This window comes from Vibrio sp. ES.051 (assembly GCF_002563795.1).
Lineage (GTDB): Bacteria > Pseudomonadota > Gammaproteobacteria > Enterobacterales > Vibrionaceae > Vibrio.
The window spans coordinates 819,297-844,228 of the sequence record NZ_PDJL01000003.1 but is presented as its reverse complement, the minus strand read 5'-3'; the positions used below and the strand labels follow the sequence as shown (position 1 = coordinate 844,228).

General features: G+C 45.1%; 26 protein-coding genes and 3 pseudogenes. 17 read left to right on the top strand and 12 right to left on the bottom strand.

Annotation, left to right across the window (positions count from 1 at the left end; translation table 11 throughout):
• The first annotated feature begins 245 nt into the window (after positions 1 to 245).
• Entirely contained in the window at positions 246 to 2,102 is a 1,857-nt protein-coding gene (locus ATG66_RS04520; RefSeq protein WP_098414162.1) for a DEAD/DEAH box helicase, read from the top strand.
• 402 nt (positions 2,103 to 2,504) lie between these two features.
• Here the strand turns inward: ATG66_RS04520 and ATG66_RS04515 are convergent, their stop codons facing one another.
• Entirely contained in the window at positions 2,505 to 3,476 is a 972-nt protein-coding gene (locus tag ATG66_RS04515) for a porin (protein ID WP_098414161.1), read from the bottom strand.
• Between the two features lie 333 nt (positions 3,477 to 3,809).
• On the opposite strand from ATG66_RS04515, the gene ATG66_RS04510 reads away from it, so the two are divergent.
• Positions 3,810 to 4,424: a fumarylacetoacetate hydrolase family protein gene (locus tag ATG66_RS04510; protein WP_098414160.1), complete on the top strand. Its 615-nt coding sequence runs from the start codon at positions 3,810 to 3,812 to the stop codon at positions 4,422 to 4,424.
• Here the strand turns inward: ATG66_RS04510 and ATG66_RS04505 are convergent.
• The 3 genes and pseudogenes from ATG66_RS04505 to ATG66_RS04495 form a co-directional block, all read right to left on the bottom strand.
• Entirely contained in the window at positions 4,421 to 4,732 is a 312-nt protein-coding gene (locus ATG66_RS04505; protein ID WP_098414159.1) for an AzlD domain-containing protein, read from the bottom strand. The genes ATG66_RS04510 and ATG66_RS04505 overlap by 4 nt on opposite strands.
• Positions 4,732 to 5,442, bottom strand: coding sequence for an AzlC family ABC transporter permease (locus ATG66_RS04500; protein WP_098414158.1), 711 nt, complete (start codon positions 5,440 to 5,442; stop codon positions 4,732 to 4,734). Before ATG66_RS04500 ends, ATG66_RS04505 begins: the two co-directional genes overlap by 1 nt.
• 68 nt (positions 5,443 to 5,510) lie before the next feature.
• Positions 5,511 to 5,666 (bottom strand): annotated as a pseudogene (locus ATG66_RS04495) (AraC family ligand binding domain-containing protein); the annotation flags it as partial.
• Between the two features lie 229 nt (positions 5,667 to 5,895).
• On the opposite strand from ATG66_RS04495, the gene ATG66_RS04490 reads away from it, so the two are divergent.
• Together ATG66_RS04490 and ATG66_RS04485 are read left to right on the top strand one after the other, a co-directional pair.
• Positions 5,896 to 6,528 carry a LysE family translocator gene (locus tag ATG66_RS04490; RefSeq protein ID WP_098414157.1) on the top strand — a complete coding sequence of 211 codons (633 nt, stop codon included), beginning with the start codon at positions 5,896 to 5,898 and terminating at the stop codon, positions 6,526 to 6,528.
• A gap of 79 nt (positions 6,529 to 6,607) precedes the next feature.
• Positions 6,608 to 7,030, top strand: a complete 423-nt coding sequence (locus ATG66_RS04485) for a GNAT family N-acetyltransferase (protein WP_098414156.1) — start codon at positions 6,608 to 6,610, stop codon at positions 7,028 to 7,030.
• 98 nt (positions 7,031 to 7,128) lie between these two features.
• On the opposite strand, the gene ATG66_RS04480 is transcribed toward ATG66_RS04485, so the two are convergent.
• The gene (locus tag ATG66_RS04480) at positions 7,129 to 8,823 is read right to left on the bottom strand and encodes a phospho-sugar mutase (RefSeq protein WP_098414155.1); all 1,695 of its coding nucleotides are present in this window, start codon (positions 8,821 to 8,823) and stop codon (positions 7,129 to 7,131) included.
• 328 nt (positions 8,824 to 9,151) lie between these two features.
• Between ATG66_RS04480 and coxB the strand changes: the two genes are divergently transcribed.
• Genes coxB through ATG66_RS04460 form a run of 4 tightly spaced genes read left to right on the top strand, consistent with a single transcriptional unit; the run spans position 9,152 to position 13,440 of the window.
• Entirely contained in the window at positions 9,152 to 10,315 is a 1,164-nt protein-coding gene (gene coxB / locus ATG66_RS04475; protein ID WP_098414154.1) for a cytochrome c oxidase subunit II, read from the top strand.
• Positions 10,312 to 11,949, top strand: a complete 1,638-nt coding sequence (ctaD, locus tag ATG66_RS04470) for a cytochrome c oxidase subunit I (protein WP_098414153.1) — start codon at positions 10,312 to 10,314, stop codon at positions 11,947 to 11,949. Before coxB ends, ctaD begins: the two co-directional genes overlap by 4 nt.
• A gap of 20 nt (positions 11,950 to 11,969) precedes the next feature.
• The gene (locus ATG66_RS04465; protein ID WP_098414518.1) at positions 11,970 to 12,509 is read left to right on the top strand and encodes a cytochrome c oxidase assembly protein; all 540 of its coding nucleotides are present in this window, start codon (positions 11,970 to 11,972) and stop codon (positions 12,507 to 12,509) included.
• 46 nt (positions 12,510 to 12,555) lie between these two features.
• A complete protein-coding gene (locus ATG66_RS04460) occupies positions 12,556 to 13,440 on the top strand; it encodes a cytochrome c oxidase subunit 3 (protein WP_098414152.1) in 885 nt (294 codons plus the stop codon).
• A 24-nt stretch (positions 13,441 to 13,464) separates the two neighbouring features.
• Here the strand turns inward: ATG66_RS04460 and ATG66_RS04455 are convergent, their stop codons facing one another.
• Entirely contained in the window at positions 13,465 to 13,701 is a 237-nt protein-coding gene (locus ATG66_RS04455) for a DUF2909 family protein (RefSeq protein ID WP_179885589.1), read from the bottom strand.
• Here ATG66_RS04455 and ATG66_RS04450 point away from each other — a divergent pair.
• The 4 genes and pseudogenes from ATG66_RS04450 to cyoE all read left to right on the top strand — a co-directional run bounded on the left by ATG66_RS04450 (position 13,649) and on the right by cyoE (position 16,950).
• Positions 13,649 to 14,484 (top strand): annotated as a pseudogene (locus tag ATG66_RS04450) (SURF1 family protein). The gene ATG66_RS04455 and the pseudogene ATG66_RS04450 overlap by 53 nt on opposite strands.
• Positions 14,481 to 15,017 carry a cytochrome oxidase biogenesis cluster protein gene (locus ATG66_RS04445; protein WP_098414151.1) on the top strand — a complete coding sequence of 179 codons (537 nt, stop codon included), beginning with the start codon at positions 14,481 to 14,483 and terminating at the stop codon, positions 15,015 to 15,017. Before ATG66_RS04450 ends, ATG66_RS04445 begins: the two are co-directional and overlap by 4 nt.
• Before the next feature lie 12 nt (positions 15,018 to 15,029).
• Positions 15,030 to 16,049, top strand: coding sequence for a COX15/CtaA family protein (locus ATG66_RS04440; protein ID WP_098414150.1), 1,020 nt, complete (start codon positions 15,030 to 15,032; stop codon positions 16,047 to 16,049).
• Entirely contained in the window at positions 16,042 to 16,950 is a 909-nt protein-coding gene (cyoE, locus tag ATG66_RS04435; protein ID WP_098414149.1) for a heme o synthase, read from the top strand. Before ATG66_RS04440 ends, cyoE begins: the two co-directional genes overlap by 8 nt.
• On the opposite strand, the gene ATG66_RS04430 is transcribed toward cyoE, so the two are convergent.
• Positions 16,939 to 18,918 carry an acetoacetate--CoA ligase gene (locus ATG66_RS04430; protein WP_098414148.1) on the bottom strand — a complete coding sequence of 660 codons (1,980 nt, stop codon included), beginning with the start codon at positions 18,916 to 18,918 and terminating at the stop codon, positions 16,939 to 16,941. The genes cyoE and ATG66_RS04430 overlap by 12 nt on opposite strands.
• A 220-nt stretch (positions 18,919 to 19,138) precedes the next feature.
• Between ATG66_RS04430 and phhA the strand changes: the two genes are divergently transcribed.
• Together phhA and ATG66_RS04420 are read left to right on the top strand one after the other, a co-directional pair.
• Positions 19,139 to 19,933: a phenylalanine 4-monooxygenase gene (gene phhA / locus ATG66_RS04425; RefSeq protein ID WP_098414147.1), complete on the top strand. Its 795-nt coding sequence runs from the start codon at positions 19,139 to 19,141 to the stop codon at positions 19,931 to 19,933.
• The gene (locus ATG66_RS04420) at positions 19,923 to 20,261 is read left to right on the top strand and encodes a 4a-hydroxytetrahydrobiopterin dehydratase (RefSeq protein ID WP_098414146.1); all 339 of its coding nucleotides are present in this window, start codon (positions 19,923 to 19,925) and stop codon (positions 20,259 to 20,261) included. Before phhA ends, ATG66_RS04420 begins: the two co-directional genes overlap by 11 nt.
• A 74-nt stretch (positions 20,262 to 20,335) precedes the next feature.
• On the opposite strand, the gene ATG66_RS04415 is transcribed toward ATG66_RS04420, so the two are convergent.
• On the bottom strand, positions 20,336 to 20,644 hold the full coding sequence (locus ATG66_RS04415) for a cysteine-rich CWC family protein (protein ID WP_098414516.1): 309 nt from the start codon (positions 20,642 to 20,644) through the stop codon (positions 20,336 to 20,338).
• Between the two features lie 130 nt (positions 20,645 to 20,774).
• On the opposite strand from ATG66_RS04415, the gene ATG66_RS04410 reads away from it, so the two are divergent.
• The 3 genes from ATG66_RS04410 (at position 20,775) to ATG66_RS20455 (ending at position 21,690) form a co-directional block, all read left to right on the top strand.
• Positions 20,775 to 20,990, top strand: coding sequence for a DUF3820 family protein (locus tag ATG66_RS04410; RefSeq protein ID WP_098414145.1), 216 nt, complete (start codon positions 20,775 to 20,777; stop codon positions 20,988 to 20,990).
• A gap of 260 nt (positions 20,991 to 21,250) precedes the next feature.
• On the top strand, positions 21,251 to 21,448 hold the full coding sequence (locus ATG66_RS20460) for a hypothetical protein (RefSeq protein ID WP_143699670.1): 198 nt from the start codon (positions 21,251 to 21,253) through the stop codon (positions 21,446 to 21,448).
• A gap of 14 nt (positions 21,449 to 21,462) precedes the next feature.
• Positions 21,463 to 21,690, top strand: a complete 228-nt coding sequence (locus tag ATG66_RS20455) for a hypothetical protein (RefSeq protein ID WP_218925170.1) — start codon at positions 21,463 to 21,465, stop codon at positions 21,688 to 21,690.
• Between the two features lie 266 nt (positions 21,691 to 21,956).
• Here the strand turns inward: ATG66_RS20455 and ATG66_RS04400 are convergent.
• The 4 genes and pseudogenes from ATG66_RS04400 to ATG66_RS04385 form a co-directional block, all read right to left on the bottom strand.
• Positions 21,957 to 22,162: pseudogene (locus ATG66_RS04400) on the bottom strand (ATP-binding protein); the annotation flags it as partial.
• 197 nt (positions 22,163 to 22,359) lie between these two features.
• A complete protein-coding gene (locus tag ATG66_RS04395) occupies positions 22,360 to 23,250 on the bottom strand; it encodes a DUF7916 family protein (RefSeq protein WP_098414144.1) in 891 nt (296 codons plus the stop codon).
• Positions 23,251 to 23,255: 5 nt separating this feature from the next.
• A complete protein-coding gene (locus tag ATG66_RS04390) occupies positions 23,256 to 23,591 on the bottom strand; it encodes a PTS lactose/cellobiose transporter subunit IIA (protein WP_098414143.1) in 336 nt (111 codons plus the stop codon).
• 8 nt (positions 23,592 to 23,599) lie between these two features.
• Positions 23,600 to 24,931: a PTS sugar transporter subunit IIC gene (locus tag ATG66_RS04385; protein ID WP_098414142.1), complete on the bottom strand. Its 1,332-nt coding sequence runs from the start codon at positions 24,929 to 24,931 to the stop codon at positions 23,600 to 23,602.
• Position 24,932 lies beyond the last annotated feature (1 nt).

The window sequence follows — 24,932 nt, the reverse complement described above, 5'->3', positions numbered from 1 at the left end:
TGGTGGGGTGGCGGAAAAACATGCTAAAAATGTCAATATTGAGAATAAATTGTGATGCAATTCAATTTTTTCTGGCTTTTTTTGTGCTTTTAGGGAATAATCCGCACCCTTAGTCGTCCCTAATGGCTTATCGCGGTTGTGTACTGTGCTGTTTCCCGTCTGAATGGAATCAGTCACTGGATGGATCAGTATCGAATTGGAAGAGCATATGGGGCTGTTTTTTAGTTTAATTAAGTAGGATCCCAATGCAAGATTCTGTTATTCAATTCAGTGATTTATCTCTGAATGATTCTATCCTTTCTGCTCTAGACGGAATGGGTTTCGTGTCTCCAACTCCAATTCAGGCTGCGGCAATTCCACACCTATTGGAAGGTGCTGACGCGCTGGGCAAAGCACAAACAGGTACAGGTAAAACGGCAGCGTTCTCTCTGCCTCTGCTAAACAAGATCGATTTCAACCAACGTAAACCGCAAGCAATCGTACTTGCTCCAACTCGTGAGCTAGCGATTCAAGTTGCAGCAGAAATGAAGAACCTTGGTAAAAATATCAAAGGTCTTAAAGTTTTAGAGATTTACGGTGGTGCTTCTATCGTTGATCAAATGCGTGCGCTCAAGAGTGGTGCACAAGTTATTGTTGGTACACCTGGCCGGGTTCAAGATCTAATCAATCGTGAACGTCTACACCTAGATGAAGTACACACATTCGTACTCGATGAAGCGGATGAAATGCTTAACATGGGTTTCGTTGAAGACGTCACCGCGATCATGGAGCATGCTCCTTCTTCTGCACAACGTGTTTTGTTCTCTGCAACTATGCCTCCGATGCTTAAAAAGATTGTTGAGCGTTTCCTCCGTGATCCTGTCATGGTTGATGTTGCTGGTAAAAACCACACAGTAGATAAAGTTCAACAGCAGTTCTGGGTAGTGAAAGGTGTAGAGAAAGATGAAGCAATGTCTCGTCTTCTTGAAACTGAAGAAACGGATGCGTCAATCGTATTCGTACGTACTCGTCAAGATACCGAGCGCCTAGCTGACTGGTTATCTGCACGTGGCTTTAAAGCGGCGGCATTGCATGGTGATATTCCTCAGTCTCTACGTGAACGTACTGTTGATCACCTTAAACAAGGTGTTATTGACATCTTAGTAGCAACTGATGTTGTTGCACGTGGTCTTGACGTTTCACGTATTACTCACGTATTTAACTACGATATCCCGTTTGATGTTGAATCATACATTCACCGTATCGGTCGTACTGGTCGTGCTGGACGTAAAGGTAAAGCAATCCTTCTAGTTCGCACTAACCAAATTCGCATGCTTCGCACTATCGAGCGTGTCACTAAGTCATCAATGGAAGAACTCCAGCTTCCTTTACGTGACCAAGTCGCGGAAGCTCGTCTTGCAAAATTAGGTGCTGAACTTGAAGCTGAGAAAGAGCACAAAGCGCTAGACAAATTTACTGACCTTGTAGAGAAGCTACAAACGTCTTTAGATATCGACCCTACAATGCTTGCTGCAATGCTTCTTAAGCGTCAACAAGGAAAACGTCCTCTGTTCTACATTGGCGAAGATCCGATGGTTGAAGCGATTGAGCGTGATAAACAGCGTCGTAAAGATCGTCGCGAAGGTGGCGGTAGCGGTCGTAGCACTAACAATCAAGATTGGGATACTTACCAGCTACAAGTTGGTCGTGAGCAAGGTGTTCAAGTTAAAGACATCGTTGGCGCTCTAGCAAACGAACTTGGTCTCGGCAAAGGTTCTATCGGTGCGATTAAGCTAGCTCAAGGTCATACATTTGTTCAGCTGCCAAAAGCAATGACGTCTGACGCAGCCAACAAGCTAAGTAAGCTACGTATCCGTCAACAAGATGTCGGTGCTGTTGTATGTGACTTTGATGATTTCCGCGAGTCTCGTGGTGGTCGCCGTGATGGTGGCGGTGGTCGTCGTGATGGTGGCTTCCGTGGCAACCGCGACGGTAATCGTGATGGTGCTCGCCGTGAAGGTGGTGAACGTCGTTTCGATCGTAACCGTGGTGGTGATCATCGTGGTAATTACCGTGGTGAACGTGGTCATAGTGGTCGTGGTCGTCGCACACCAGACGCATAATCTAGCGTGTTGTAATAATATTTGATATCTGAAAAGCTGAGCGAAATGCTCGGCTTTTTTTGTTTATTACGGGTTAAAATATCAAGGTGATGAACAAAAAAATGCCTCCCAGAAGGAGGCGACATTACCAATTAAAAGGATGTACCTGACATAACAGGAACAAAGAACGAGAAGTACAAACGCTGCCATGCATTTGCATATATAGTATCGCAGCTAACGTGCCAACAAAATAAGTGGTTGATTAATAATGACTTTCCTTTTTATAGTATTTAAGAGTTAAAGGAAACGCACTAACTCAGAGATACAGTGCATCAAAAGAGGGCAGATTATGAGGGAAAGCTTAGTGGAAAAATGGCCGACATAGGTGTCGACCATGTTGACTCGTTCTTCGGATAGAGTGAACTAGAAATCGTAGCGAACACCTAAGCGCAATGTATCTTCGCCTTCAGTAATCAAATTCGTTGCTGGGTCTTTCTCTTCATCAAGTTGATTAATGTAGTAAGACAGGTAAGTACGGAAGTTACTATTTAGTTTGTAGTAACCAACCAGTTCGATACCTTCAGTAGTGTCGTATTTTGTTCCGTTGTTTGGATCGTTCTCTTGAGCTGTATATAGCGCAGCAAGTGTAAACTTGCTTGCCACTTTGTAGCTTGCCACTAACTCGTAAGCCGTAAAGTCTTCAGCATCAGTAAGTGAGCCTTGAGAATATGTACCTGCTAGGTATAGGTTATCCATTGAATAAGCGATACCACCTAGAATTTGGTCTTCAGAATTGTCTTTATCGACATCACCACCAGAGTAAGCAAGACCTAAGTCTAGGCCCATGGGTAGAGAGTACATACCAGAGATGCCGTATTTGTCTTGGTTATCATTAGAATTTGCTTGGTAAGTGGCTTGAAGTTGTAATGCATCAAACTCACCACGGTAGGCAAATATACTGTCTTGCTTATCTGAAGATGAATCGATAACTTGTTGAACGCCTGAAAATTCCGTGATATCCGTCATGTCAGAGATGATGACTGCCGCCATGTCTTGACGGCCTACAGAGAAAGCCCCGACATCAGAGTCAACACCTGCGTACATGTAGCGATTTTTGAATTCACTCTTGCCCGTTTTTTGTTCTGCTTCGTAAACCCCGAATGCTGAAAGGCCGTTACCGATATCAGTGTTACCTTTGAGGTTCAGACGAGCGCGGCTTTTGTCTTCCATAGAACCTTCAACTTCTGCACCGCCTGACCCGATAAAATCACCACGAAACTCAACGCGGCCTCCAACTTTTAATTCTGTATCGTCATCTGTATATACTGTCGCTGAGAAAGATGGTGTTGATACCAATGCTGTTAAAATTGCAGTAGTTAGTGCTGCTTTTTTCATTTTTTATTACCCTAGTTGTAATCGATAGGCGCTCTGCCCGATGTGTTGATGACGTTAAGATAAACAGTGAAAATGAAAGATAGATGTCTATTGCATTATGATTTTATTGCATTTTTATTTATGGAAGTAAAAGAGTCCTTTAAGGTTATGATGCCAAGAAAAGTGTTAGCTTTTTGAGTGCATGACATCGTTAAATAGCTTGATGCTTCAATTAGATGATACAAAACTCAAAACGGGGTGAGTGTCTTATTTTTCACACTGGATGGCGGGATTTAGTGTCGTCAAGTCAATAGGTTAGATTATGATGAGGCTTTTGTTTTGCAGGGAAGAGCGATGAGCGTTATTCAAGTTGAAGAAAAGAAAGTAGCAGTGGGTAAAGTGCTTTGTGTTGGGCGAAATTACGTTGAACATATTCATGAGCTTGATAATGCCATACCAGAGCAAATGGTAGTATTTAATAAACCCGCGACCTCTGTATCAACAACTCTGCGTTCATTTCATCAAGAGCCCCTTCATTACGAGGCTGAAATCTGTTTTTTGATTAAAGGTGGACGTTATTCAGCGGTCGGTTTGGGATTGGATCTGACCAAGCGTGGTTTGCAGTCTTCGCTTAAAAAACAAGGGTTGCCTTGGGAGCGCGCTAAAGCGTTTGATGGCTCTGCTGTGTTTAGTCGGTTTATCTCTTTGGACAATATTGATATTAATGATCTTAATCTCGAGCTCTTGATTAACTGCGTTCGTGTACAAAAAGGTCATGTTAGCCAGATGCTCTATCCGCCGCTAACCATCTTGGATGAATTAACGAGTTACACAACACTTCAAGATGGCGATGTGGTAATGACAGGCACACCAAAAGGTGTTGGTGAGGTGCATCAAGGTGACATCTTTCTTGGGCGATTAAAGTGTGGTGATGTCACCCTGTTGGAGATTGAGTGGGTGGCGGATTAAAGCCAAATTCGCAGAATGAGAAATACCACCATGCTGATCACCGTCGTTAAAAGAACATTTTTAGTAAAGTACGCGATTAACGCAGCCAGCAAAGCAGCCAATAAAAATGGGTTTTGCACATTCACGCCGAGTGCCCCATCGGGAATGAAAACGATAGGTGCCCAGATCGCAGTAAGTACCGCAGGGCTGGCGTAGTTGAGTACTTTTTGTGTACGTGTCCCTAATCGCAGAGGTAGCTTAGGTTCTAAAAACAAGTAGCGGCTGGTGAAAACAAGTGCAGTCATCAGCAAAATAGACAACATGGTCATTAACGTTTCTCCTGCACTTGTTCCACAAAGTAGCCTGTAAGCATGGCTAAAATGCTCGAAATCATCAAACTTCCTTCCACTTGGTAATAGGTGAGGGCGACCGAGCTCACTAACGCCACGACAACACTCGCTAGCACCGCCATATTTTTAATAGTCGGAACTACAATTGCGATAAAAGTCGCGGCCACAGCAAACTCCAAACCCATTTCGTTAAGTTCAGGGAGCAGGCTTCCGGCAATAATGCCCGTCAGTGTCGCGATATTCCAAAACAGGTAAAAACTCAAACCAGCCCCAAGCGCATACCAGCGATTAAATTGTTTATCGGAATGATGACCTACAATCGCAAACAGCTCATCAGTGAGTAAGAATCCGAGTGACAGTCGCCATTTAAGAGGAAGCGGCGCAATTTTACTGCGCATCGATACACTATAGAGGAAGTGTCGAGAGGTGATAAAAAACGTTGTTAGTAACATGGTCACCAAGCCTGCCCCCGATTTAATCATCCCCATCGCGACGAGCTGCGCAGAACCGGCGAACAGAATGGCGGATAGTGCTTGTCCTTCCAAAGGGTGAAGCCCAGTATCAATCGCGAATGAGCCTGCGAGCAAACCCCAAGGTAACACCGCGATACTCAGTGGCATCATCGCAAGTGTGCCTTGCCAAAATAACGCAGCTTTTGATTCTTCTTTTAGCGGCAAAGTGTGGTCCATAGTTTATTCTTAGTTGTTCCAAAATCAGGCTATCAAGGTAACGTGGTAGCGGCATAACGCCTTGTACAATATTGCTGTGCTCCCTTCTCGATGACGCCAATAGTGTAACCCTCGTGACTATGGCGTGAGAAATTCTGCTTCTCATACTTTGCATCGAGAAGTTCTAAACCGCCGAGCTCTTGAGCTATCTTGAAGGTAGCGATTTCCTTATTCTTTTCTTTCATCTTTATCCGGTCTGCTCAAGAAAGTCATCTTAGAAGTGTAACGGATTCATCGTGCTTATTTTTGTACAAAATTGCTATTCGATTTTTATAAATAGGCGAATTGATTGTTATTTTGCAATCTAGCGAACTATGATTTTTATTTTCTGAATCATCTTGGTGATTTTGGGCTGGCTGTTGTTATTTTGTTGGTATAACATTCGCCGCTTTGTTGTAGAAAAGCGGTTCCATCATGATTGATTTATCTGTACTTCCTGTTTATCTCACCGCAGTAGTGGCTTTGTTGCTGTTACCAGGGCCCGATATGTTGCTGATCGCGAGCTCTAGTATGAGTTACGGTAAGAAGGTCGGTCTGTTTGCTAGCTTAGGCAATGCGACGTCTGGTGTTATTCTTACTTTGCTTGCTGCGATGGGGGTATCAACCTTGATAGCAATGAGCCCAATCGCCCTTAAAGTCCTTCATCTATTAGGTGGTGCATACTTGCTAAAAATGGGGTGGGACTGCTTAAGAGCTGAGGCATCAGCGGCTCCAGAACTTGATAATCAAAACAAAATGGCATCGACTTATTATCAACGTGCTTTGATGAGTAATTTGCTTAACCCTAAAGCGTTGGTATTTTTTGTTATGTTTTTGCCGCAGTTTGTCTCAAGCAATATCACGGCGTCTTCTGGTGAGCAGATGCTGGCACTAGGGTTACTGTTGAACGTCCTTGGCTTGTCATTCAATCTATTGCTTGTTGCGCTGGCAGGTACGTTAGGCAAAGGGTTGCTTGAGAACGAAAAATTTCGCACGTACCAACATAAACTAATGGGTTTAGTGTTTGTTATTCTCGCGTTGTGGATGCTGAGCAGTTTCGCCTTATAAAGTTATCCTATTCCATCAGAAAGCCAGCAATTGCTGGCTTTTTGTTTTAGGATATTGGTGTTTCCTAAGGAGAGGATATATGAAGCTTGAATTTTGTTTAAATCCAGATCAAACAGACCTTGATTTTGTTCGTGAAGGTATTCGATCTTATAACCGACTGCATTTGCCTGAGGGGGAAGTGCATGCTGTGGGCTGTTTCGCAAAAGATGAGAATGGCAAGATCATGGGTGGCTTGACTGGCGAAATGTTTAAAAATACGGTGTTTGTTGAGTTTTTGTGGGTAGACGCTGAAAGTCGAACATCTGGTCTCGGTAGCCAGTTAATGTCGATGCTAGAACAAAAAGTAAAGCCTCACGGGGTTACCCATGTTTATTTGGATACCTACAGCTTCCAAGCTCTTGATTTTTATCTTAAATTGGGTTTTGAAAAAGTGGGGCAGTACTCAGGCTATCCTGCAGAGGGCATCCACAAGTACTTTCTACAAAAGGAAATTGTAAGCTAGGGAAAAGCACTGGTTAGCTTGACTTGTTTTAGTCCAAATCAAAAAAGAGGCGCGAATTTGCGCCTCTTGCTGTATCAAATATTTATGTTTTCTTTGACTTACAAGCTTTTCTGATGTGCGTCGATAAGCTCGTTCATCTTCGCTTCGGCTGCTTGCTGTGCTTGTTCGTAGTTCATGTCAGCAGGAAAGTCGTTGATGACTTCGTAGTAACACTTTAGCTTCGGCTCAGTACCCGATGGGCGAACGATCACACGAGATTGATCTTCTAGGTGATAAATCAACACATCACTGGCTGGTAAATCAATAGATTCTTGTAAGCCGTCATCAAACGTGCGGACCGATGCTTTTAAGTCTTCTGTGATTGCGACTTTTTTACCAGCAATCTCTGTTGGTGGGTGAGCACGGAGTTTGTCGCCGATTGATGGGGAGTTTGGATCTAAGGCGATGCTGCGTTGCGCGTTAAAGTAGAAACCGTGCTCGCGGTACAGCTCTTCCAGTTTGTCCCACAATGTTTTGCCTTGAGCTTTAAGTTTGCCGGTTAACTGGGCAAACGCGACGATTGCGGACAAACCATCTTTATCCCACACCTTGTTACCCACGGTATAACCGAGCGCTTCTTCATAAGCAAACAAGAATGGATTGGCTTCTGTCTCTTGCTCCATAGCAACGTTAGTGAGCCATTTAAAGCCGGTGAGTGTTTGGTAGTATTGGGCGCCATGCGCTTTGGCGATGCTACTCAGCATTCGTGACGACACGATGGTGTTGCCAACCAGAGAGTTAGGCTGCTGCTCTAGCAAGTAATCGCCAAACAGTGAGCCGACTTGGTCGCCCGTCAACATTTGGTATTCTCCGTTGGTTTTTTTAGCGGCAGCAGCGAAACGGTCAGCGTCTGGGTCGTTGGCACAAGCGATGTCAGCATCGACAGATTTCCCCAATGCCATCACCATATCCATTGCGCCCGCTTCTTCAGGGTTTGGGAAGTTGACGGTTGGGAAGCTGCCATCAGGTTCTCTCTGTTCCTTAACACTTGCCACTTTTTTAAAGCCAGCGTCGGCAAGTAGCGTTTCCGCCATATTCGCGCCAACGCCATGCATCGCAGTGTACGCAATAGAGATATCGGTATTGTTATCAGGAGTAAGCAGCGTGTTTTCGTTCATTGCCTTACGGTAAGTTTGGTAGTAGTCGTCTTCTAACCAAACGAATAAACCCTGTTGTTTTGCATCATCAAGAGACATTAAAGGTAATGGCTTCGTTGTTGCGTCATCAATTTTTGCTGCGATTCCAGAATCGTGTGGAGGAATGATTTGTGCGCCGTTCTCCCAATATACTTTAAAGCCATTGTATTCTGGTGGGTTGTGGCTGGCGGTAACGACAACTGCGGCCGCAGCATTCAATGTACGGACACCAAACGCAACAATTGGGGTCGCTGCAACGTCGTACGTTAAGTACACCTTGATACCCAGCGCAGTCAGTACGGAGGCGGTGTCATGCGCGAATTGTTTCGAATCAGGACGACCGTCATAACCAATCACAACACCACGACTTGCAGTGTCTTTCACTTGCTCAAGCAAGTAATGACCTAGGCCAGTGGCAGTTTCTTGAATTACCAAACGATTCATTCGGTTTGGACCCGCCCCTACTTTTCCACGAAGTCCTGCGGTACCAAAAGCGAGACGAGACCCAAAGCGATTAGAGAGTTCTTGTTCGTTGTTAGTATCGACGAGGTGTTGTAGTTCTTCACGAGTTTTAGGGTCAGGATCTCGAGTTAACCATTGCGTAATTAGAGCGGTCATATCAGTTATTCCTTAGTAGGGGAAGCCTACTGGTTAGGACACTTTGTCTAAAAGTATCTCAATGTTTTCATTTAATTAATGTAAATGGTTCTCAATTACGTTGCAAAGAGGGCAATCGATAAAACGAATTTATTCTTTGTTGTGTGCACAAAATTTAATCACATTTAATTTCTTGAAGAACCTTTGAACTATAACTAGCCTTTAACATAAATATAACAAATCGTATTGAAATCGTAGTTTATGTGATTTTTCGTAAGTTTGTTCGATATTTGTATCGGACAGCAAGGAAGCTCGCTCAAGCGTAGCGGCTGAGCAGAGGAGAGATCTTTTGAGAAGATTAACGACTACTCTAGCCTTATTACTGAACGTGATATTTATCACGTTTTCTACTTACAGTTGGTCAAAAGACAATGATTACAACATGACCAAAGGGGTCACAGCGATAAGCGGGCAAGTGTATGAATTACATATGCTGATTTTCTATATCTGCTGTGCTATTGCCTTGATTGTATTTGGCGTTATGTTCTATTCGATCATTCGCCATCGCAAGTCAAAAGGGTCTGTTGCCGCACATTTCCACGAAAGTACAAAAGTGGAGATTATTTGGACGGTCATACCCATCATCATTCTTGTTGCCATGGCGATCCCCGCTACGAAAACTTTAGTCGCAATGGAAGATACAAGCCAATCGGATATCACGGTTAAGATCACAGGGTCGCAATGGAAATGGCATTACAGTTACTTTGGTGAAGATGTTGAGTTCTTCAGTTTACTTGCCACCAGTCAGAAGCAAATCGATGGTATTGAGGCAAAAGGCGCGCATTACTTACTGGAAGTAGACAATCCGTTGGTCCTACCCGTTAACCGCAAAGTGCGTTTTTTGATGACCTCAGACGATGTGATCCATTCTTGGTGGGTGCCGGATTTCGCCGTCAAGAAAGACACCATCCCAGGTTTTATTAATGAAGCATGGACCAGAATTGATGAGCCAGGGGTATATCGCGGTCAATGTGCGGAGTTATGCGGTCGTGCTCACGGGTTTATGCCAGTGGTGGTGCATGCGATGGAAGAAGATAAGTTCGATCAATGGCTCGCGACGAAGAAAGAAGCCATCGCATTTCAAAAAGCCGCTGCACAAGAGGCACTGTCTCAAGACTTGTCGATGGATGAGTTAATGTCGCAAGGTGAAGCGGTTTATACGGCGCGTTGCGCTGTGTGTCATCAGGCCAATGGTGAGGGGATTCCGGGCGCATTTCCGGCTATCAAAGGTAGCCCTGTCGCGACGGGCGAGGTTTCCGAACACATTGATGTTATCGTGAATGGTAAAGCTGGGACAGCGATGCAGGCTTTTGCTAATCAGTTGAGTGATAAAGAAATCGCCGCGGTGATTACGTATCAACGAAACGCGTGGGGCAACGACACTGGTGATACGGTGCAAGCCTCCGACGTGAATGCCTTTAAGGCACAAGGCAGTGCCAAGGAGGAAATATGAGTAAGCCAATAGAGAAGGCGGTGAAGTCTGCGCCAGCCGAAGCACAAGCCAGTGCGAACAGTACCATTGTAATTGATGATGCCCATGATCATCACGCTCCAAAAGGCATCACTCGTTGGTTGTATTCCACCAACCACAAAGACATCGGTACTCTGTACCTTTGGTTTAGCTTTGCGATGTTTCTGACCGGTGGTGCAATGGCAATGGTCATTCGTGCCGAATTGTTCCAGCCAGGACTACAACTGGTTGATCCGCAGTTTTTCAACCAAATGACCACGGTGCACGGTTTAGTGATGGTGTTTGGTGCCGTGATGCCTGCGTTTACCGGCCTTGCGAACTGGATGATCCCAATGATGATCGGCGCACCAGATATGGCGTTGCCTCGTATGAATAACCTGAGCTTTTGGATTCTACCTTTTGCATTTCTTATTTTGTTGAGCTCGTTGTTTTTACCTGGCGGCGGCCCTGATTTTGGCTGGACGTTTTATGCACCACTGTCTACGACGTATGGTCCTGATAGCACGGCGTTGTTTGTGTTCTCTGTGCATATCATGGGGATCAGCTCCATCATGGGGGCGATCAACATTATCGTGACGATCGTCAATATGCGCGCTCCAGGAATGACGTGGTTCAAGTTACCAATGTTTGTTTGGACGTGGTTAATCACCGCCTTCCTGTTGATCGCGGTGATGCCGGTATTAGCGGGTGCGGTGACCATGGTTCTGACCGACAAATATTTCGGGACTAGCTTCTTTGATGCCGCTGGTGGTGGCGATCCGGTAATGTTCCAACACATCTTCTGGTTCTTTGGTCATCCAGAAGTGTACATCATGATTTTACCGTCGTTTGGCATCATCTCTGCCATCCTCCCAGCATTCAGTGGTAAAAAGCTGTTTGGTTATCATTCGATGGTTTACGCGACGTGCAGCATTGCGTTGTTGTCTTTTCTGGTTTGGGCGCACCATATGTTTACCACCGGCATGCCGGTTTTTGCTGAGCTCTTCTTTATGTATTGCACCATGTTGATTGCAGTGCCGACAGGGGTGAAGGTCTTTAACTGGGTCGCCACCATGTGGCGAGGGGCGCTAACCTTTGAAACGCCAATGTTGTTTGCCATTGCCTTTATTGTGCTCTTTACGATTGGGGGTTTCTCGGGATTAATGTTGGCGATTGTGCCTGCGGATTTCCAATATCACGATACCTACTTTGTTGTGGCGCATTTCCACTATGTTTTAGTGTCTGGTGCGGTGTTCTCCATCATGGCAGCGGCCTACTACTGGCTACCTAAGTGGACAGGCAATATGTACGACCATAAGCTGAGTTTGTGGCATTTCTGGTGCTCGATTATTTCCGTCAATGTCCTGTTCTTCCCCATGCACTTCCTAGGTCTTGCGGGGATGCCAAGGCGAATCCCGGATTACGCCATTCAATTTGCTGATGTGAATCAAATCGTTTCGATTGGTGGGTTTGCATTTGGCTTATCTCAATTAATCTTTTTATGGTTGGTGGTCAAGTGTATACGTGGTGGTGAAAAAGCGTCAGCAAAACCGTGGGAGCGCGCCGAAGGCCTAGAATGGACAGTACCAAGCCCTGCGCCACATCATACGTTTACTACACCGCCTAAAGTCGATTAGAAGCGAACGGGATGAGTGAGATGAAACCGAATCCATCAAACAAAAAGCTCACAGTGAAGTTGCTTTTGGCGACCCTATTGATGTTTGGCTTTGGCTACGCACTTGTCCCATTGTATGACGTGATGTGCGACGCACTGGGGATCAACGGAAAAACAAGTGAAGTGGCCGCAATTCAACCAACCGGCATGCAGCCAGATATGAGCCGAACCATTCGCGTTGAATTTATGGCTCATGTGAGCCCTGATATGCCTTGGGAGTTTAAACCCAAAGTCATCTCGATGGATGTTCACCCCGGTGAAGTGATGCAAACCGAATACCTTGCTTTTAATCAGAGTGGGCAAAAGCTGGTGGGGCAGGCGGTGCCCTCTGTATCTCCGGGAAATGGGGCTGCCTATTTCAATAAGATTGAGTGCTTTTGTTTTAACCAACAGCCTTTAGACGGCAAACAGCAAGCGCAAATGCCGTTGATTTTTTATATCGAACCGGACTTACCGGAGTCGATACACACGTTAACGCTGTCTTACACACTCTATAAACTTCCTCCTCCTTCGGGTACTTAGCCACTCAGGGAGAGCAGACCAAAGAGCGTCTCTAAGGAGAGAAATCATGAGTAACAAACCAGGAACCTATTACGTTCCCGCTCAAAGTAGTTGGCCAATCATCGGTGCGTTTGCTCTATTTTTAGTCGCGGTCGGGGCTGGTATGACCGTACAGGGCACACAAAGTGAAGGGGCTGTCGGAACCATTGGTGCAATTGTCCTCGCTGTTGGTTTTTTGTTTTTGCTATACATGCTAGCGGGGTGGTTTAGCAACGTGATCACCGAGTCACTGAGTGGAAAGTACAGCTCGCAGATTACCCGCTCTTTTCGCCAAGGGATGAGCTGGTTTATTTTTTCGGAAGTGATGTTCTTTGGTGCCTTTTTTGGTGCGTTATTTTACGCCAGAATGATCTCTGTGCCTTGGCTGGGAGGGGCAGACAACAACCTTATGACTAACGAGGTGTTGTGGCCAACATTCGAAGCGATTTGGCCGCTCACGATCACGCCAAGTGGTGAAACGACGCAGGCAATGCCATGGCAGGGCATTCCTCTTACCAATACCATTTTGTTGTTATTATCGTCGATCACGCTACATATGGCGCACATTAGCCTTGAAAAAGACAAAAGAACAGCATTGATAGTTTGGTTAGAAATGACGATCGTGCTAGCAGGCTTTTTCCTCTACTACCAAGCGGTTGAGTATGCCCATGCTTATCAAGAGATAGGGTTAACGTTACAGTCAGGGATTTATGGCAATACTTTCTTTATGTTGACTGGCTTTCATGGTTTGCATGTGTGTCTGGGAACCATTTTCTTAATCGTTTTGTTGCTGAGAGTCGCCAAAGATCACTTTTCGCCGAATAACCATTTCGCCTTCCAAGCGGGCAGTTGGTATTGGCACTTTGTGGATGTGGTTTGGCTGTGTCTGTTTGTGTTTGTTTATGTGCTGTAGTGCGTTGTTTTTAGACTCATAAAACTAGTAAGGGCGGGGGTTAGGAGCCAACCAGCCAGAACTGAGCGCAATAAGCAGAAGGATAACAACCAAAGCGGAAAACATGACGCGTCGACCTAAATAATGACTCATCGGTTTGTTTCTTTTTTCTGGGTGATCTGGGTCTTCACGAACCATTTCGATAAGCGCTTTGGCGAGGTTGAAGATAATGAAAAGTAGCAAAAGGACGAGCGTCAGTTTGAACAGAAAGACGGTGGACATAACATCTCCGGTTTCATCGTGGTTGTGTTCGAAACGGTTATGGTTATCGAAATGGTTGTGGATCGCGACTTGCTTAACTGTGGTTGTGTTTTCTCTATTGGTCAAATTGGGTTTTTGGCAACTCGAGAGAGGAGAAGAAAAGCAGGCGTTGGAACAAGCCATTCTCGCGCGAGCAGATAATGCCTATCAAAGGTTAGGCGTGGTTCTTGAAGAGAACGACTGGCGCGAAGGCAGTATTATCGGAACAAAAGTGAAAGCAGACGTTATTCCCGAGCCGTTGCCAGTGATTTTGCTAGATAACCAAACGTACCAAGGGAGCGTAGGGTATTTGGCGTTTCAGGTGGTATCGATTGTTGAAGAGCCCAGCACGTATGCGTTATTGGAGCTGGGGTTCGTTGAAGGAACGTCGGACCGCTCTTTGTTACCAAAAGTCACAAAACTCGATGCGCCAACCTTTATCACGGGACGCCTGTACCGAAAATCTGCCAACCCGCTGAGCTCAGAATTAATGCCGGAAGTTGGCGATGCCATTCGCGTGCAGAACCTGAACATCGCGCAATTGAATCAGCTACTGAATATTGAACTTATGCCCGCAGTCTTGCAGCCAGACAATCTGAAAAATTGGCCTTACGACTTTCCTTGGAACCCATTGCCGCTCAACAGCGCCAAACATTTCGGCTATTCGATTCAATGGTTTTCGATGGCGGGCGTTTTCTTATTATTGACCTTAATTGTTTTTGTTCGTTGGCAAAGAAAGTTGCGTCACATGGAGGTGAAGCATGACATCTAAAGTAACCAAAGGGCGGCTAATGTTGATTGCGTTGGTGTGTATGTTTGCGCTTCCTGCCGTCATCGCTAAAGTTATTCTCTCCCAAGGATGGTACCAAAGCGGTGTGACCAATCGAGGCGTGTTAGTTGAGCCATATACGACACTCGACCAGCTTGGCCAAGACTCGCCACTTAGGGAACACGGGTGGCAACTCGCTTATGTTTTACCTAATGAGTGCACAGAGCAATGTAGGCAGCAGCTTTACCTGCTTCAGCAAAGCCATGTTGCTTTAGGAAAATATCAAGAACGAGTGGTGCCGGTACTTTGGCAGACGGAGCTGTCAGATACCGTAGATATATCGATGACGGCAATGCAAATGAATGAATCGGTTACCGCCAAAGTGAAACCCGGACAAATGTTAATCGTTGACCCTTTGGGGCAATTGGTGATGTCTTATACGCCGAAACCGAATGAAGATTTAGTTTCGTTCAACAAAGGTATGCTGGCGGATTTACGCAAACTCTTAAAACTGTCACGAGTCGGTTAGGGAGGCGCACATATGAACTTAACTCACTTAGTTAGATTCAGTTTACTCCTTACCTTAGTGGTGATCATGCTAGGGGCCTACACTCGTCTTGCTGACGCTGGCTTAGGTTGCCCGGATTGGCCGGGTTGTTACGGACATTTAACCGTACCTCATCAAGAGGAAGACGTAATACGCGCCAACACCAATTTTCCAGAGCGCGCGGTAGAGCATGAGAAAGCATGGCTTGAAATGATTCATCGCTATTTTGCAGGAACGCTAGGTTTAGTTATTTTTGCAATGGCCGTGATATCAATGAGATCTGAGCGAGTGAATCCCACGATGCCAATATTGCTCAGTGTATTGGTGGTCGGGCAGGCGTTGTTGGGGATGTGGACCGTCACGCTCAAATTAATGCCAGTCATCGTCATGCTTCACTTGCTGGGTGGTTTTACTTTGCTTGCTTTGCAAGCGGTCTTTTATTGTCAGTTAAAAGCGCAAAATACGCTCTACTTTTCTCCATCTTCCCGCTCGCTGCGAGGTTTCTCATTACTGGTTTTTCTGGTCGTATTTATGCAGGTACTCCTTGGAGGATGGACTTCGTCAAACTATGCCGCGTTGATGTGTACCACGCTGCCGATTTGTGAGGGAGACTGGATGAGTTATCTCTCATGGAAAGAGGCGTTTTCTTTCTGGCAAAGCGGGTTCGACAATTATGAGTTTGGAGTGTTGGAGTACCCGGCAAGAATGACCATACATGTCACGCATCGCATCGGTGCTATCGTTACTGCTGCGTTGGTATTGATTTATTGCGTTATGTTAATGAAGCAGGACTCACATTATTCTCAAAGAATTGGAGGGTGGTTAATGTTTGTACTTGCTTGCCAACTTATGTTGGGAGTAAGTAATGTCGTATTTCAACTCCCTATTTATGTGGCTGTCGCGCATAACCTCGGCGCTGCGATTATGTTGAGTCTCGTTTGTGTAAGCCAGTTTTATTTGTGGCAGGGGAAAACGGATTGGAGTTACACCGCGAAAGGAGTTCGCTATGAGTAAAGAAATCGCGCTATCGTTGAGCAGTCAAAAGCGACTGAGTTCCGTTTATTTTAAGCTGACGAAACCTAAAGTGGTGGCGTTAATGCTGGTTACTGCGCTGGTGGGGATGAGTTTAGCGCCTGTGATGGACTTTCCTTGGTTACAAGCGATGGTAGGTTTAATTGGCATCGGCTTGATGGCAGGCTCTGCGGCCGCATTTAATCATCTGATTGATAGGCGTGTTGACGCAAAAATGGCACGTACGCATAGACGTCCACTGCCGTCAGGCGACACCAATCCATTCTCGGTAATGGTTTTCGCAACTGTGTTGGGTTTGCTCGGTTTTATTCTTTTGTATACTTGGGTTAACTCGCTCACGGCGTGGCTGACTTTTATGAGTTTACTGGGTTACGCGATGGTGTACACCATGTACCTAAAGCGTGCAACACCGCAAAATATCGTTATTGCTGGGATTGCCGGTGCGATGCCGCCCCTTTTGGGGTGGACGGCCGTGACAGGTGAACTGCATGCTAATGCTTGGCTGCTAGTGATGATCATCTTTATTTGGACACCACCGCACTTTTGGGCGCTCGCGATTCATCGCGTGGAGGATTATCGTAAGGTTGATATTCCAATGTTGCCGGTCACTCATGGTATTGAGTACACCAAAACCTCTATTTTGTTGTATACAGTATTACTGACGTTAGTGTGCGTCATGCCCGTGTTGGTCGGGATGGTCGGCTTGGTTTATCTGTTTGCGTCTCTGTTGCTCAATGCAGGTTTTATGTACCACGCTTGGAAGCTTAAATACGCGCCAGAGGCAAACAGCGCGATGGAAACGTTTAAATTCTCTATTTATCACCTTTTTGCTTTGTTTATCGCACTACTCGCTGACTACTATATTGGGGTTCTACCCATATAACTTGGGTAGAACAGCACGTATTTCTTCTAACGCTTCAGGGTTAGCTATCGCGCCGATATTTTCAACGTCGCGGTGGTTTACCATTTGTTTTACCGCTAATTCTACTAACTTGCCTGAACGCGTTTTAGGAATGTCACTGATGGCATAGATTGCACTGGGGACATGTCGAGGAGAACACGCAGATTTAAGCTGTGCTTTGATGGATGCGATAAGATCATCGTTTAATTTTATCCCATTCACTAACTGAACAAATAACCATATTTGTTCGTTTCGGTCGACTTCTTTCCCGACTGCAATGGAGTCCACAATGCCATCAATAGCATTCACTTGCTGATAGATTTCAGCAGTACCAATTCTGACGCCACTAGGATTGAGCGTGGTATCACTTCGGCCATAAAAAACGTAACCACCTACTTCACTCTTTTCGACATCGTCACCATGGTGCCAAACATTGTCGAACTTATCCCAATAGGCACGGTGATAACGTTCTCCGGTATCATTCCAAAAGCCGCAAGGGAAATTAGGTAATGCGTTAGCACAGACCAATTCTCCGCGCTCTCCAACCACGCTTTTTCCCTGTGGGTTAAACACTCTTACATCGACACCTAATCCAGCGGACTGGCATTCTCCTCGGTAAACAGGAGAAATCGGGTTGCCTAATACAAAACAACCGCAGATATCCGTTCCGCCAGAGATGGACGCCAAATGCACATCCTCTTTGATATGCTGATAAACATAATCGAATTGCTCAGGATAAAGAACAGACCCCGTTGAACAGATGGTTTTCAGGTTCGGAAGTGGATCACTTTGCTGCGGTGAAAAGCTGGCTTTTTCTAGCGCTTCCAGATATTTAGCAGAAGCGCCAAAAAGGGTGACTTCGGCTCGTTGGGCTAGGTCCCAGAGAACATTATGAGCTGGGTAAACAGGGCTACCGTCAAAAATGACTAAGCATGCACCGCTGGCTAAAGCAGATACATGCCAGTTCCACATCATCCAACCGCAGGTAGTGTAATAAAAGATTCGTTCATTCGGTTGAATATCACAATGTAGCTGGTGTTCTTTGACATGGTTCAGAATTGTTCCCCCGACAGAATGTACAATGCACTTTGGTTTACCAGTAGTACCTGACGAGTAGAGGACAAATAACGGGTCGTTAAAATTGACACGCGTGAAAGACAGCGCTTCAGGAGTGTATTGATTAAGAATGTTTTGCCAGTCTTGGGTACATACGTCGCACTCAACAACCTGCGGCTTAAGATAGCTAATTTGACAAACCTGTTTGAGCCCATCGAGGTGATCGGCAATATGCTGATTCTTTTCTGATATATCGAAGCTTTTGCCATTGAAGGTATAACCATCACAAGTAAATAGAATTTTAGGTTTTACTTGGCCAAAACGTTCCAAAACGCTTTCGATCCCAAAATCAGGAGACGTGGATGTCCATATGGCCCCTAAACTGGTGGTTGCTAGCATGGCGATAACGGTTTGAGGGAGGTGAGGCAAAAAGCCTGCGACCACATCACCTTGCTTGATCCCGCACTCTTTTAGCCACTGCTGGACACTCGAAACTTCTTCACACAGTTGTTGCCATGTATAGGTTTGCCTTTGTGCGTTCTCATTTTCAAACCAAATTGCGATATCGTCAGGTTGGTGGCAAGCAAAGGTTAATAAATTTTCTGCATAGTTAATAAGCGCTTGTGGAAACCAAAGTGTATCGCGATTAACAACGGGTTGTTGCCAACGGCTGTCAGTTTGCTCTTTTATCACTTCTCCTTGAGTGCCAATTACGTCGCAGAATAGCCACACCTCTTGCCAAAATGACTCTACATTATCGAGTGACCATTGATGCAACTCGGCAAAGCTTTTTAAGTCGTTTCCTTGGCGATTGATGTGTTCTATAAACTGTGTAACGTTGGCGGCTTCGATGCGACTTGCGCTCGGTTGCCATATTTTACTGCTCTCACGCATGGGTCCCTCTACAACAAGGTGGTAACATATTAAGTTTGAGAGGGATGTGCAATAAAGTCAAACCTTTGAACTATATATTAATCTTTACAAATCAATATCTTGAGATTTATTGTAAATAATGTCTTACATCAGAAGCTGTTTGGTAAAGTTGCGTCAGAACTGGAAGCTTTTAAGACTACGGATAGGCTTAGTGTAAATGAATTGTTGATTGAGATGTGCCATGACTCAGTATCGTTCTAGACCCATTAATCAAGATGGCAAGGTTGAATGGAGCCATGAAGAAGATGCCATTTGGCGAGACTTAATGACACGACAAATGAGCGTTATTCAAGACCGAGCTTGTGACGCTTATCTGCATGGCTTAACGCTGCTCGATTTACCACAAGACCGCGTCCCTCAGTTACCGGAAATTAACCGTGTATTGCTGAAAGCAACGGGTTGGCAAGTTGAACCTGTGCCAGCGCTTATCGACTTTGATAGATTTTTCAAGTTATTAGGGAGTAAACGCTTCCCTGTCGCCACGTTCTTACGCACTCGAGAAGAATTCAATTATTTACAGGAACCGGATTTCTTCCATGAGATATTTGGTCATTGCGCGATGTTAACCAACCACGATTTTGCCGCTTTTACTGAGTTCTACGGTCAACTTGGACAAGCTGCCACACCGAAGCAAAGAGCCTATTTGGCACGACTCTATTGGTTTACGGTTGAGTTTGGTTTGGTGAAACAAGGGCATAAACCCAAAATTTATGGCGGCGGTATCCTCTCTTCTCCGGCGGAAACCATTTATGCGCTGGAGAGTGATATCGCGATTCGTGACTCCTTTGACTTACATACGGTATTGAGAACGCCGTATCGAATTGACATCATGCAACCTAAGTATTTCGTGATTGAGAGTTTTTCCCAACTTTTCACAATCAGTCAGCTGAATTTATTAAAACAAGTCGATCTAGCGATTGAAGCTGGACTGCTTCCGCCGCTTTTCGAACTCAAGGAGTCTGCCCATGTTGAATGAACAAAAATGTGAAGCTTGTAGTATTGATGCCATTGCACTTAGCAAAGAGGAGCGACAAGCTCTGCTGCTGCAATTGTCTGATTGGCAGATCATTGAAAGGGACGGAATTCCTCAACTAGAAAAGGCTTACCAGTTTAAGAACTTCAAACAAGCGTGGGCGTTCAGTAACAAGATTGCTGAACTCGCAGAAGATGAGTTTCATCATCCTGCTATTTTACTAGAGTGGGGCGAAGTTACTGTAACGTGGTGGAGTCACTCGCTCAAAGGTTTACATAAAAACGACTTTATCTGCGCCTCTAAGTGTGATGCATGGTTTTTATATATATAGCAATGATCGGTCAATGATTGAACGTGGATGGACGTGTAATTTGGTAAGCCTCTGAACAGATGTATGATGGTTGTCTATAATATTGGCTTTTTTTCCAAGCATTTACGACATAAACACAGCTGAGTAGAGTTGGGTTTGGGCAAGTCACGAGTTTCGATAGTAAAGCACCAGCAGGTCTCTTTACCCGCTGCAATATCACAGTATGCTTGAGTTCTACACTCGGGGCAGTGATGCGTTGCATTTATACCTGTGATCTGGTCTATGATGTTCTCCCGTTGCTCATCGGTTTTATCTTTCCATTGGATAATTTCATCCATGGTTCGATGACAACCTGAACATATTCCGCCACTGTTTTTACACGCGGCCAAGCAAGGTGATTTCATAGTATTCTCATAGTGATTTTTGAATGTCGCGTACTCTAGCATAGAGCGGGCTAAAGCAGTATTAAACTGGTGAGGAAACATCTGGAGTGGTACTCTTGGGCCAGACATCTGAAATGAAATTCACTTATTTATGCTAGAAAAAGAAAACCTCATTAAGCTCGCTAGAATACAAATGCCTTTTGGTAAATACGCAGGGCGAGTGTTGATCGACCTCCCTGAGGAATATCTCTTGTGGTTCGATAAAAAAGGATGGCCGGGCGGTGAACTGGGCGATTTACTTAAGCTTTGCTTAGCCCTAAAGATTGAAGGTTTAGATAGTGTCGTGAAGCCTTTGAAGCGGATGTAACCAGCCACAACCTTCCCCCCTAAACTTTTCCCCGATACCATGTGTTTTCATTCAAAAGAGTCAGACCGTCAGGCTGCCCCAATTCCTGCTTAGAGTTGGGGCTCTTCACTAAACAGGCACGATAATATTGACCAATATTTGCTAATGCTACAAGTTCATATGCAGCCACGGTATACACCAATAAGAAGACTATGCTTAATAGAATTGATACTTAGCAAAGGGCATAATCCGTTTTTTAACAGCGGTTTATGAGTTTTGAATTGAAAAAATTTGTGTTGATCGCGCTATTAAGCGCCAATGCTTCAGCCGCTGCTGGCACCGACCATTTGTATGTAGGTGGCAATTTGCTATTAGGCCACAATACTGAATTAGATGCAGGCTTTGCTTCTATTGATGCAAGTAATGACTTGGGCACGGGGTTTTTGTTGGTTATAGCTTTGCTGTTCATCCAAATGTAGATTTGGGTGTGGAATTGGAGTACCAACACTTTGGCGAGGCCGAGTTTGCTGAAAGTGTTAGTGTTGAAGGAAAGGCATTTTATATCAATGCTCGTCCTATATTTATGGAGAAAGGCAGCAATTTATACAGCGCACTTATCCTAGGTGTCGGATCGCTACAGGGTGAAACCAATATCTTTGGGGTATCAGAGTCTGATTTTAAGTTTTCTTATCAAGCGGGCTTGGAGGTTGTATATGTTTAATGATATTGATGTTTCCGTTGGTTATAGATACAGAGCTGCTGAGTTTGATGGTGTAGACTTAGAGATCCAAGCCGTAACTGTTGGAATGAGATGCAACTTTTAATGTTTAATCACATATGCTTATTAGAAAGTAATTAGATTCTTGTTTCGGGGCATATTAACAGTATCCTCTCCATGAACCCACGGGGCGGATCCTATAAGCACTTGTACTTTTGTCCAGAACATTACTGACGGGGCAAGTAACACGAAAATTGCCTCTTTTCTGTTTATTTCTTTTTGGGCCCTTTATAGCGATAACGGTCGTTGCCAGTTTCAATGATTTGATAGTGACGAGTAACCTATCTAGCAGTGCGGTTGTCATCTTGGCATCACCGAAGACCTTTGACCATTCAGTGAAATTGAGATTTGTGGTGGTCACGACACTGGTTTGCTCATAAAGTTTACTCAACAAGTGAAACAAAAGTGTTTCACCTACATAGGCTTCTCATTGGCTTTGGTGCTAATGGCATCAATCAAACCGTGTATCTACAATTTGGTAGAGAGTTTGATTTCTAACAGCTGATTTTCTAATGAGTGTCGGAAAGACAACCACTTACTCAGGGGGAACGATAACGTGACTAGGATTATCACCTACAGTAAGTGGTTGGTTTCAGGTCAAGATATTGCTCATTAGCGGCGATTCGCCATACGCTTGAACTGGTGCCTACGGCCACGAATCGTCATGCCCATGCGCAAGATGTTCTCTGGTACAGCCAATCCGCCATAACCGCCATCACCAATGTGCACAATATCCGCGCCAGCGGCTTTAGAGGCCATCGCAACCTGCTCAATAAAGTGCTCACTGGCTCCTTCTTGAGATGTACCGATTGCCAACAAACCTAGCAAGTTATTAGCGTGTACTGCTTGCATCATTTGGTAAGCCATCTCGGGTGTGACACCCGGCGTGGTGTATGGCGCAGGGAACATCACCACATCAGCACCCGCTTCGGCAAAGCCCTTGATGATATCCAAGTTGTAATCATTGCCGACACCACCACCATGCATTTTACCGGCGATAATAAGAATGTCCTCAGATACCTGACGCACTAAGGTGATCGCATCAAGGATGGTTTCTTGCGACACTAACATGCCAGGGTTGCCCGTTAACATGACGTAATCCAGACCAAGACGTACCGCTTGCTCGACACTCTCTCGGGTCACAGCGCGACCTAAAGGAATGTCAGTAAAGTCCGCGGGAACGGGTTCTAGGTTGCAGCCGATGAGTCGACCACTCAACTCCTTGATCTCATCAATGGTAAAGTGGTCTTTGACACCGTGATTCGCGGCGCCATTGACATTGGCTTTCGCATCGAACACATCAAGACAGTTCAAGGTAATAAAGTCTGCGCCAAGGCTTGCTGCAATTTCGGCACCTGACACCAAATCAAACGGTGGCTCTGCGGAAACCACGTTTTCAACCATCATGGATCGACCTTCTGAGATCCGAATGCATTCAACCAAATCAGTGCGAGTCATGGTTGCAATATCAGCTTTGGTTAAGTCGAAGATTCGTTTTTTCATGACGATTACCCTTTCAGCTCTTTTCGTAGTTCAATAATTTCAATCGCTAGGTCGCGACATAGCATAGTGGTCATGATGTGATCTTGAATATGAGTCAAAATCAACGTCATCTGTACTTTACCTATGCCTTCATCAAACCCTATTAAACTGGTTTGGCTTTTATGCACATTGGTAAGCACAGCATCACCTTGTGCCAGCAACTCCTGTACCAACTCTAAATTTTGTTGACGAGCTTCTAAAAGCGCTTGCATAAACAGTGAACGCGCTTCGCCAACCTCGCACAGAAGCGTCATCAAAAACGCCTCATCGATATCACTTGCTTTCTTAATTTCGTGCGTCATGTTTACTCCTACACCGTAGTCTCAACGAGGTCTTCAGATTTTTCGTCTTTTGCTGAACGATTTTCTTCTTCAAGTAGCTGTTTCTCATGCGCCTTAAAGAATGGGTAGAAGATCGCCATGCTCACCAACACACATACCACAACCACAACTGCCGCTAGAGACGAGTTGGTGGCCATTACCGCACCGATTGGTGCTGGCATCGTCCAAGGTGGAAGGGCAACCACTTTAGAAATGAACTCTGTTTTGAATGCCAACCACACAATACACGTGTTCACCATTGGCGAGAGCATCCAAGGAATGAAGTAGTTAACGTTCATTACAATCGGTGTACCAAAGATCACAGGCTCGTTAATGTTAAACGTCCCCGGGATAATAGACATACGACCAATCGTTTTCAGGTGAGTCGCTCTAGAGCGCATCATTAGGACAACAAAGCCCCAAGTACCACCTGCGCCACCTACGAAGATGAAGAAATCGAGTACAGGGTTAACAAAGATTTTTGGCAACTCTTGACCTGCTGCTAGAGCGTCTTGGTTTAAGCCGAGGTTAACAATAAGAATTGGGTATAGGATACCGACAACCACTACTTGAGAGCCATGGATACCAGCAAACCAAAGCAACTGGATAAGAATGACCGCCAGCAAACATGCAAAGAACGAGTCCGACGCTGCAACGATAGGCTTAAACAGCTCCATAACGGCTGTTGGAATACTAAGGTTATTTTGACCTAGCGTCACATTCAGCGCGACAACGATAATGGTCAAAAATACGATAGGGATAAGTAGATCGAATGACGCTGAAATCTTTGGTGGTACAGCTTCAGGCAGTCTTAGACGGATGTTGTATTTAAGCAGCAAACGTTGGAACTCAGGAACAAACAAACCACAAAGTATAGCCGTAAATGCACCTGCACCACCCATGTGCGCGATTGGCATAATGCCGCCATGCACGTCGATAAACTGAACGGGAGCAACCGCTAAAAGGAAGGTAAACATCGACAACATACCAGAGTTGAGCGCTCTCAACTTATAATGCTCTGCCAAGCTAAAACCGATTCCAAACGCTGCATAGAGAGCAAATATCCCCATACTAATTTGAAAACCAGCTAAGATGTTACTCATACCAATGGCGTCAACCACACTCTGCCAGCCAGCGAGGAAAGCGTTGCCTGTACCCGGTGGGAACGCAAGTACCAATAGCAATGAACCAACAATCAAGAACGGCATTGTTGCTACGAAACCGTCTTTGACGGCATTGATGTGTGGCTGCGTAGATACGCGATATGCGACTGGCGTGATGACCTTCTCTACGGTGCTGGTTATCTTCGTCATAACACTCATA